This window comes from Halomonas sp. SIMBA_159, from assembly GCF_046536035.1.
In the GTDB taxonomy this organism is placed as follows: Bacteria; Pseudomonadota; Gammaproteobacteria; order Pseudomonadales; family Halomonadaceae; genus Vreelandella; species Vreelandella venusta_A.
This window is the reverse complement of sequence record NZ_JAWJBT010001661.1, coordinates 1-234: the sequence shown is the minus strand read 5'-3', so window position 1 is coordinate 234 and position 234 is coordinate 1. Positions and strand designations below refer to the sequence as shown.

The window sequence follows — 234 nt, the reverse complement described above, 5'->3', positions numbered from 1 at the left end:
GGTAATACCATCTATCTTCGAGCACAAAACGTGAGCGTTCCCCAAATTGATGCAGTTGATTATGCTGCATATATTTAACCGTAAACTCGACAAAGCCCTCTTTTGCGCTTTGCTCTGCACTGTGTACCTCTAAAGTAATAAAATGGCTGTCATGTGCAAAAGAGGCCAGAGCCGCGACAGGATTCTCTTGCCGCACTGAAGGATGATAAGTTTGATATATGTAATCAACGGCCT

The 234-nt window shown here is 43.6% G+C and carries 1 protein-coding gene; it reads right to left on the bottom strand.

Annotated features, from left to right (window positions below):
- A partial coding sequence (locus tag R0J87_RS24845; RefSeq protein WP_498889699.1) for a YchJ family metal-binding protein occupies positions 1 to 234 on the bottom strand: 234 nt, incomplete at both ends.